Source organism: Desulfonatronospira sp. MSAO_Bac3 (genome assembly GCF_003838035.1).
GTDB lineage: Bacteria > Desulfobacterota > Desulfovibrionia > Desulfovibrionales > Desulfonatronovibrionaceae > Desulfonatronospira > Desulfonatronospira thiodismutans.
In genome coordinates this window covers 1-4,285 of sequence record NZ_QYZY01000268.1, presented here as the reverse complement: position 1 = coordinate 4,285, position 4,285 = coordinate 1, and the positions used below count along the sequence as shown (strand labels likewise).

Below are 4,285 nucleotides of genomic sequence, written 5' to 3'. Positions count from 1 at the left end.
CCCTGGCCGGTACATGCCCCCCCCCCCGCATGGTTGCTGGGTATGCCTCAGCTGGGGACACACCTTGTACATGTTACCCAAAATCAGAAACCCCCGGAAATCAACAGTAGCAAACGCAACGATTAATCAGTATTTTTCAAGACCAAAGTCCAAAAAGGGCAGGGTTGGCACTACGCCGAACCAGGTTAAAATGAAGTAGGATAGTGTCACAGCGAGCACAAGCAGGACTGTGATACCCTGGATAAAGTAAAAAAGGTTGTAAGGTCTGGCAGTGACTGCCACACCCTTGAAAATTGACAGCGGCAAAAGTGTGTCCAGCTTTACCGGCTCGCCTCCGCCTGCCGCCTCCTGTGTCTCGGCATAACGACTCCATGCTTTTTCAATTTTTTTTAAACTCTCACGGTTGAATTCACTGTTCTCCAACCCCTGACGTTTAAGCAGTTCCTCCACGTAGTCGCCGTCACTCATCATGGTTTTGAATACGGCATTGGCCTGCAGCAGCCTGCCTACCGGAACAACCCATTCGTAACAACTGACCATTTCCGTGTTGTTGCGTCTCATGTACTCCTTTACATCCTTGCTAAGATAAGATTCAGGCGGCTTTCCACTCAGCCCGATCCCCATCTCATTGCTCATTATATCGTCCAGGATGGGGGCAAAGACCTGGTAGCCGTCATCACACAGCAAAAATGAGTCAAGACTCTTCTGGTCGCGCCAAGAGGTCTGCCCCTGGCGATTTGGCATGGATTCATCACTGTTTGGACTGGCCGGATCCTGCCGGTTTTGGCCATTTTCAGAAACAGAAACATCAGAATCAGCCTCGGCTTCTCCAGTCAGAGAAGGTTGCATAGTCAAAGTGGATTTGCAGTAGGCGCAGGGAACACCGAAAAGAGGTGACACCAGAGGTTCCACCGGCGCCTGACAGCGACCCACAAGTTCGATACGCCCCTGAGAAGCACTCCTTATATTCTGGGTGCCCGTGTCCCAACGCTTGAACTGAAGGCGGATCAGATTCAGGACAGTGACATAGATGAGTAAGGCCAACATACCCAAAATAAACACTATGGGCCAGAAGAGCCATCCCAGCCACCCTACCGCCATCTCTATTAACCAGACCATGCCTGCAACTGCTGCTATCATGAAAAGTATGGCCACAATGTTGATAAGCACAGATTGAAAGGAAAACTCGCTGTAATCGGGCTGTATCCATTGCGCCCATTCGGCAGTATTCTCTTGGCTGGCAGCAGCTATTCGATTGAATTTTGACAGTTTCATGAGTGAGTTAAGCAGGCTGTTTGATGCATTGGCGTCCGTGAATCAGTTGATGGTTAACTGCAGCAGAGCCTGCAGATGTCAGCTTGCAAAGCAGGTCAAGGCGGCAGTCAGTTTTTGGATGACCAAAGCTTTGATGGTCCTCCTGTGACAGCAACCAGGCGTCCCGGGAGTTTTCCAGCCCAGCCTGGCAGGTGATATAAAAAGAGGTTATTTTTAACACTACAGCGAAAATTATTTATTGACCTCCGGGGACTGTCCCGCACCCACTTGGGAATGATTTCATGAAATCACTAAAACTTGTTGAGAAATCAATTAGGTGCGGGACTGTCCCCAGTTTAGACAGGTTGAAAAATTTTATAAGTTTCGCTGTAGTGTTAATGGCTCGGGCAAAATAAAATGTGATACAATAAAGGGCCGTTTAAACTGTCCTTAAAACCACTGCCGGATTTCATTAAAGGGTGCAGGTGGGGATGTCAAACAAAAAATCCTGGCTTGCCTGTTTCCTCTGTTCCGATGGTAATAATTCAACTCTTGTGTTGCCGGTAGTTCAGGTTTTAGCGGGATGACAGGCTGCTGGAGCATGTTGGACATACGGTATAAACCACGGTCAGATTCAGGGGTTTTTCCTGTGTGCCCTGATCCGGTTCCTGCCACTGGTCTTTGCTCTTTACCCGGCCGCAGATGCTGCACCTGCTGACCATATTCCGGGACATCTGATCCGAAGTCTTAAAATATACAGTGCGGTTTCGCTTCTCGGTGGAGACGACCCTGTGTTCTACTCTGAGCACCCCGGGCTTTTCGGGGATTATCTTCATCTGCATGTATCTTCTGGTATCCGGTGAGTCACAGCGGTAAGGGCGCTCAACAGCATCCCCGGTGATTTCAGCCAGCTGCAGGAGGGTGTCCAGCCACATCCTGGTGGAGTCGTCCCGGATATATTTCCATACCGAGCTTCCCTTGACCTGCCTTGAAAACGCCTTGGAGGCGTCATTTTCCAGGGCGAAGCGGTCCCAGGCCCCTCCGACTTCAATTATGCTTCTTTTTCTGTCCAGCCAGTAAATGACCTTTTGAGAATCTGTGCTCACGGATTTACCCTGTCACTTTTTAACTTTCCAGCTTTACTTTTGACTAAGCTGCTGTACCAGGTCCTTTAATTCCTGGGCCTGACGGGAGAGTTCTGCAATTGAACCGGAGGACTGGGTCATGACCTCGCTTGTTTCTCTGGAAATGCGGTTTACTTCCTCTATGTTGCGGTTGACCTCTTCACTGGCGGTGGACTGCTCTTCGGTTGCGGTGGCAATGGCCTGGACCTGTTCTGTTGCTTTCTGGACCCGCCTGACAATGTCCTCCAGGGCCTCCCCGGAGCGGTTGGCCAGGCTGTTGGCCTCATCGATAAGCGCCGAAGCCTGGTCCATGCCCTGTATATTGCTATTGGCCCCCTCCTGAATGGATGAAACAGCCTGCCCCACTTCCCTGGTGGCCTTCATGGTCTTTTCGGCCAGTTTGCGCACTTCATCGGCCACTACGGCGAACCCTCGCCCTGCATCCCCGGCCCTGGCCGCCTCGATGGCTGCATTGAGGGCCAGAAGATTGGTCTGGTCCGCAATATCATCAATAACATTCATGATGTTGCCTATCTCCTGTGCCTGTTTGCCCAGGCTGTCCATGCTGGACTGCAGTTCCCTGGATTTTCCGTGCACCTTGTTTATTGCCGCCACAGAGTCTTCCACGACTTTTGAGCCCTCCCGGGCCATATCCCGGGCCTGATCAGCCTCCTGGGCCGCAGCAGAGGCGTTTCGGGCCACTTCCATAACGGTGCTGTTCATTTCCTCCATGGAGGTGGCCGTCTGCCCGGCCAGGGAAGTCTGGGATTCGGCCCCCCGGCTGGCCTGTTCCACCTGGGCGGCCAGGTCCCTGGAGGATGAGGCCAGGGATTCGGAAATGCTGGTGGCCTGACTGGCATAGCTGGAGATTATGCGGTTCTGTTCCTTGATACGCGCCTCCGAGGCCCGAATTTCGCTTAGATCAGTGTATATGCAAAGCGAACCCATGAGCTTGCCCTCGATATCGTACAGGGGCGAGGCATCAATATGGATGCTGCGCTTGCCCCCTTTACGTCCGGTGAATTCCACCTCCTTGCTGATCCAGCGGTTTTCCTGCATGGCTGTACCCAGTACGGTCTGCCTTTTTTCACCATAGAAAAAGACAGCCACGTTCTGGCCGTAAAAGTCTTCGGGCCTGCCCTCGTGTTCCAGCATGTCCACCAGTTTCTGGTTGCCGAAGATGAAGTTTTCCTCAGTGTCGGTAACCGCGCAGGGAGTGGCCATGCTGTGCATGATCCCACGGGAGAGGCTCAGTTCGTATTTGAGGTGCTCAAGCATTTCCCGCAGGGCCTCCTGGGACTGGCCCATGAGACCCTGGTCCGGGAGCTGTCTGAATGTGCTGGTGTAGTGTCCGGAAGCTATACTTTTGGCCTGGGTGATGTTGTCCTGCAGGGTGCGGGAGACGAGGCTGGTGAAAGTGATGACTGCCAGGATAATCAGCGCGCCTCCTGCGCAGATGGCGGCCAGGAGCAGGCCTTCCGGGGCCCTGAAATACACCATTAAAACCATAAGGGCTGCATAGACTGCCACCAGGGCCAGTACAGCCGTCCTGAAGCTTTCCAGGGAACCAAGTAATCTTTGCATATGCCCTCTCCTGTTGAATAGCTTTGTTCTGTATCGTCTTTTCTCCTGCCGGGCTTTACCGCCTGACAGAAAATGCGGCTCTTCGACGTATTGTATGGATTTGAACCATGATCAAACTCTTCACATTTTAATGCTGCCAACGGCTTTTTCGGCATCAATAGTGACAAGCAATTCATCCTGGAAGAAATTTCTCACGCCCGGGCCGAAGCGGCCCTAGAGCCACGGAGCAAGGCAGGAGGAAGAGATAAATATTTATATCCCCCCGAACCGGGATCAATACTGATAATCCGGCCCGGGCGCAACTTTTTTTGATGTCAGGAAAT

3 protein-coding genes are annotated in these 4,285 nt (G+C 52.2%); all 3 read right to left on the bottom strand.

Annotated elements, in window-relative coordinates; genetic code table 11:
* Window positions 1-126: 126 nt before the first annotated feature.
* Window positions 127-1,275 carry a hypothetical protein gene (locus tag D5S03_RS09180; protein WP_287043623.1) on the bottom strand — a complete coding sequence of 383 codons (1,149 nt, stop codon included), beginning with the start codon at window positions 1,273-1,275 and terminating at the stop codon, window positions 127-129.
* 554 nt (window positions 1,276-1,829) lie between these two features.
* On the bottom strand, window positions 1,830-2,360 hold the full coding sequence (locus D5S03_RS09175; RefSeq protein WP_008869975.1) for a hypothetical protein: 531 nt from the start codon (window positions 2,358-2,360) through the stop codon (window positions 1,830-1,832).
* 33 nt (window positions 2,361-2,393) lie between these two features.
* Window positions 2,394-3,962, bottom strand: coding sequence for a methyl-accepting chemotaxis protein (locus D5S03_RS09170; RefSeq protein ID WP_008869976.1), 1,569 nt, complete (start codon window positions 3,960-3,962; stop codon window positions 2,394-2,396).
* Window positions 3,963-4,285: the final 323 nt, after the last annotated feature.